Annotated in this window: 2 protein-coding genes; one reads left to right on the top strand and one right to left on the bottom strand. The window is 40.6% G+C overall.

The features are described 5' to 3' along the window. Window positions 1–3,971, bottom strand: a 3,971-nt coding sequence (locus VB732_RS29785) for a beta-ketoacyl synthase N-terminal-like domain-containing protein (RefSeq protein WP_323234470.1), incomplete at its 3' end; no start/stop codon positions are given. 895 nt (window positions 3,972–4,866) lie between these two features. Between VB732_RS29785 and VB732_RS29780 the strand changes: the two genes are divergently transcribed. Next, window positions 4,867–5,160, top strand: a complete 294-nt coding sequence (locus VB732_RS29780) for a hypothetical protein (RefSeq protein WP_323234468.1) — start codon at window positions 4,867–4,869, stop codon at window positions 5,158–5,160. Window positions 5,161–5,556 lie beyond the last annotated feature (396 nt).

Here is a 5,556-nt window from a genome sequence, read left to right as displayed (position 1 = left end):
AAGGATGTACTGATGGCTTCTATATCTACGTTACTGATGAAGTTAGTAGTCTCTACTTTCGGAGAACTGACTACAGCCACTTTACCGTCTGAAACTGTATTTAGCGGTTTTTCCTTACTCACAACCGAGTCTGAGTCAATGACTAATAGTTGCAATGAAGCAGCTGGTTGGGAGGTGGCTGGAGTCGTTTCTGTTGGCTTTTCCTCGGTTATATTGATTGAGTCTGAAGAAATAACTAATGGTTGCAATGAAGCAGTTATTTCTGAGACAGTTGCTTGAGGAGGAGAAGGTAAATTATTTGCTACTACTTCATCTGTTGGCAGATAGATTGTTGGTGCTGTTAAGACTTCATTTGTGACTGCTACAGACATCTGAAGTGAAGGCTGGTTTTTGCCCTGCTGGTCTTGAGGAATCAACGGTGGGGTTAAATCTGCTTTTGGCTGCCCGTTGCTTTGTAGCAAACTTAGTTGACTCTGGAGATAGTATTGATGATTAGCATTGATGTAACCTAAATTTGTTTGCAAAAGTTCGAGAACTTTCTCTAGGTTTTGCATAACTTGAGGCAGAACTTCTGACTCTTTGTATTGTTCGAGTAGCAGACTTTGGCGATCGATGATTTTTGAGAGTAAATCCAGATATTGGGCTTGATTTTGATGGAATTGTTGATGAATGGTACTAATTAAATTTTGAGATGTAATTTGATCGCTAATTTGATAGTTAGCTATCTGTAAGCTGGGAGTTTCTGGAAAAGTAAGTGTATTTACTGAATTTGATAGAGCTTTTTGCATGATTATTTCCTCTGGGGTGATCATTTGTTGCTGGGAAAATTCCTCGATTTGAGTAACCTCAGAACGATGAAATTCGGGTTCTAAATTGAAATCTACAGATGAGGTAACTCTGGTTTCCTCAGCATTGCTGGCAGGATACGAACCGTTTGCTTCAATGGCTGATGTGATTGCTGATAGCTCTGTTGCCAGACTATTGGCAGTACCTAAATCAGACGAGGGTTGGGGGACAGATAGATATGAGTGGAGAAAGTTATCCCAAACAGTTGTATCTTTTTCCACAAGTGCTTTTTGTCTGAGTTCTTTGGTGTCAGGGTTGAGATAAAATCCGCCATTGAGAGTAATCGCTAGACCGGGTTTAGATTTAACTTCTGCCACAGGTTTAGGAAGTGCATAGGGGTCGAATCCATTGAGGTCAAGACCGGCTACTAATAGCTGGACGATCGCCCGTCGGAATTCGTATTCGGGACTTTTGGGGGATGAAGGATTAAGAGCGATCGCTATATGCTCTTTGTCTTTGAGGATGTCACTTACAAAACTAGTTAAGACATTTTTTGGGCCGATTTCGACAAAAACTCTGCCGCCTTTAGCATAAATATTGTCAATCGTTTGTTTGAAAGCTACGGGACTGAGTAAATGATGGGCAAGAATCTGTTGAATTTTCTCTGTATCTTCAGGATAAGGTTGAGCCGTGACGTTGGAATAAACCGGAATTAAGGGTTGAGCAAAATTCGTTTGCAAAATTTTCTCGGCAAAAGGTTGGGCGGCGTGTTCGACAAATTTGGTATGGAAGGCATTGGCTACAGATAATAGTGTTGTTTTGATGCCTTCACTATTTAATTGTTGTTGTAGAGTTGTAATGGATGATTGAGAGCCGCCTAAAACCGTTTGAGCATTGGAATTGTAGTTAGTGATGGTGACATCAGAAAATTGAGTCAGAAATTTTTGCAGTCTGGTTTCGTTGGCGTTGACTGCTAACATTAAACCGACTTTTGTGGGGGAATCGGGATTAACTCTCATTGCTTGCCCCCTAGCAATAGATAATTCATAAAAGGCGCGATCGCTCAGAGATCCCGATGCCCACAAAGCTGTTAACTCACCAAAGCTGTGACCAACAACGAAATCCGGTTTAAATCCGGCTTTTTTCAGCACTTGATAAATACCTGCACTCACAGCGCCGATCGCTGGTTGAGCATTTTCAGTTTTCAATAGCTCATTTTTTTGCTGTTCCAGTTTCTCGGAATTAAAAACCGATGGCGGATAAATAATCTGGGAGAGAGGAGAATGATTTTCAGCCGCAAAATTTTCATCGAGTTGCGCCAGAACTTGCCGCAACTCTGGATAGTTTTTCGCCCAATCACTGCCCATATTGAGATACTGAGATCCTTGACCGGGAAACAGCGCCACGATTTTGCTATCTGGGTCTAATCCTCTGCAACGATAATAAATGCCTTTGGGATGTTGCCATGCCTCTGAAGATTGTTTAGATAATAGGGTTAATGCTTGTTCGAGATAATCAATCGTCTGTTCTAATGATTCGCTGACAAAACCTAGTCGAGCTGAGTTTTCAGGGATACGGGTGTTTCTCTGGCTGTTGCAATATTGATGATAGTGATTGTCTCCTTCGGCTGATTTGAATTTTGCTAGCAGTTCTTGGCAAGTTTGGCGTAAAACCTCTGCGTTGGCAGCCTGAACGATAAATACCTCTGGTAGTTGGTGGATGCGATAGGCAGATTCATGTTCTGTTTGATATTCTTCGACGATGACATGAAAATTGGTACCACCGAAACCAAAAGAACTAACTGCTGCACGTCGTTTTGAGCCGTCTACCGGTTGAATCCAAGGTCTGGCTTCAGTGTTGATATAAAAGCAACTGCGGTCTAGATCGAGTTGAGGATGTGGTTGAGTAACGTTAATGGTGGGTGGCAAGATTTTATGATAAAGACCTAAAGCGACTTTGATCAAAGAAGCTGCACCTGCGGCAATGCGAGTATGGCCAATTTGCGATTTAACGCTGCCTAAAGCCACGCTAGCACCAGGAACTTGATGTTCTTGATACACCGCAGAGATACTTTTGATTTCACACAGGTCTCCAGCCACAGTTCCGGTACCATGAGCTTCTACTAACTGAATTTCTTGAGGATCAATACCTGCTTTTTGATAAGCTCGGTTCAAGGCTTTGATTTGTCCTTCAAATCTCGGTGCATAGATGCTTTTGGCACGACCATCACTCGATGAACCGATGCCTCGAATTACGCCATAAATTTTGTTGCCATCGGCTTGTGCATCCTCTAATCGTTTGAGAACGAGCATTCCAATGCCATCTCCTAGCACAATTCCGTCTGAGTTAGCATCAAAAGGACGAGACAGACCTTGTTTAGACAGAGCTGGTGTTTTACTAAAACACATATAGGCCAAAATCGAGTTATCGACATTAACTCCACCTGTCAACACTGCATCACAACTGCCATCCGCTAATTCGGCGATCGCCATTTTGATTGCTGCTAAACTACTAGCACAGGCTGCATCAAGTGTGCAGTTCGTTCCCCCTAGATCGAAGTAGCTGGAAATCCGACCGGTGACTACGTTGCCTAAAAGACCTGGAAAACTACTTTCCCGCCAGCCAGCATATAAGCTTTGCAGCTTTTCTAGCGTCACTTGGACAACTTCTTCGGGCAATCCTATATTACCCATGACTTTTTCCCATTGAGGGATATTCGTCCTCGTGGCTAGCGTAAAGGCAATATTTCCACAACCACCGACCCCTAAAATTACTCCTGTGCGATCGCCCTTTAGTTTATTCGTAGGAGAAATCCGGCTATAACCTGCATCCGCTAAAGCTTGCTTGGCAACCACCAGAGCAAATAATTGGGTGGTGCTTATCGACTCTAAATGAATGGGTGGAATGCCAAATTCAATGGGGTCAAATTGGATTTCGGGAATGAAACCTCCTGTTTTACCGTAGGTTTTATCTACAGCTAAGGGGTTAGAGTCATAGTATTCATCCAATCTCCAGTATCCGTCGAATTCTTTGGGGTCAGCATCAACAATTTCTTTAATACAATCTTTTCGAGATAATATATTCTCCCAAAATTCTCCTACTGTTTTCGCTTCGGGTAATAGACTACTCATGCCAACGATGGCAATCATCGGAAAAGTATAGCTATTGTGATTTTTTTCTAGCATATGTTCTATCAGGGATTTCCAAAATTAAAAAAATCTAATTAATATATTTATAATGTCTCAGTTAAATGAAACTTGGGAAGGACAAGAAATCATTTTAATGATGTACCCTCTCAACACCTAATTTGGGACAATTTCGTAGAGTCTGTGTGATTTAAAAAGCCTATTCTTCTCAAGGGTTTGCAGCTTTTGAGCCTGTTAAAAAACCAAACTTTTATAATTTGCTATCTAGAAAAATTACTGATAATGGAATATTTGAAAAGTATTGCTTGCTTATTTAACGCAATTTACTACAATAACTAAACATTTACCATTCTTCTTTGATCGTGTCAACCTATTCAAACATAAATTATATAATTAGAATTATCTAGCCTTTTTAGGCTAACTTAATTTTCTCTAGAGGCAATTAAATTAAGGTAAAAAGCCGAAAATTATTCAAGAAGTATGTAAAATTAAAGTTTCGTTTACCTATCATTAAATTTTGCTTAATCTTATAAGGATTCAAGTGTTGATGCCTCACCAAATTGTGAGTCATTTGCTCACAAGGTGCTGATGTCTTCAATCTTTCAGCTTAAACCTTGTGAGTTTCCTTACAACAGTTCCCCACTTTTAAAACATCCTCTTACGTAAATTCCTCTTGTATCTTTACAAAAATAAACAATAGAGTAAATTTCGACGTGTATTTTCAGTAAACCAAAAAGGTTTTCCCAAAGAGCGATCGCTTTAAGGCATCTGCCCAAAAAAGAGATTTATGTCGAAAAAGATAAATTCTTCAACCAGGGACTCGTATTTTCCATAGTTTTGCAGTAGAGTGTTTATTCCGTGCAATTATTAATACTCATCTTCTCCCAACTTTACTCAGACAAATTTTAAGCCAATGCCTTCAAGGGAACAGCCAATGAAAACTTCTAATGATACAGATACTAAGAAAATCATCAAAAAATCCGACAAGCTTACTCTGAAACAGATGAAGTTGATCGAAGAAGCAGAAGACCAACTTCTTGAAGCTAATACTGTCAATTCTCCAGCCCCTGTGGTTGAGGTTGAGGAGAAACCAGTAGCGATTTCAGAGCCTAGAATTCCTGACTATATTCCACTGCTTGACAATCCTCCAGTACAATCGGTGGGCAACTCTGGCTGGCAGGTTTCTGATGTCTGGCGAGATATTCGGGTAGATGATTTTTGTAATTAAAGCAGGCAATTTGTATTCCCAGACGGTTCTGCATCAAGGCGGTTGCAATTATCCATGATCCGAATCTTAGAGATTGAGGGACAGGCACGAAGTAAGGGAGAAAAGTTTTCCCGAAGGCATACTTGTGCAGCAATACCTCAATACTTCGTTAAAACGATAATATGCAACCGCCTGAGCAACTTTTGTAAACTATCTTTGCACCAAGTCAAAGTTATAGTTGCATTGTGTCTATAATAAGTTACGGCTAACTATAACTGAAAGTTAGCACCCTGTAAATGGTTATCGCTTGGATTACGCATCAAAGACGATACCAAAGACAAGCAAAATTCATCGGCAACGCAATAGTTTTTATTCCGTTGCCAACATGCACCCTCCGCGATCGCATGTTGGTGAAAG

It is taken from the genome of Nostoc sp. UHCC 0252, from assembly GCF_034931145.1.
GTDB lineage: Bacteria > Cyanobacteriota > Cyanobacteriia > Cyanobacteriales > Nostocaceae > Nostoc.
Note: the sequence above shows the minus strand (reverse complement) of the source record. Positions and strands in the feature narration are given on the sequence as shown.

Bases quoted from the DNA above. Each gene is read 5' to 3' on its own strand.
- VB732_RS29780 (WP_323234468.1), top strand. From the start codon at position 4,867: ATGAAAACTTCTAATGATACAGATACTAAGAAAATCATCAAAAAATCC.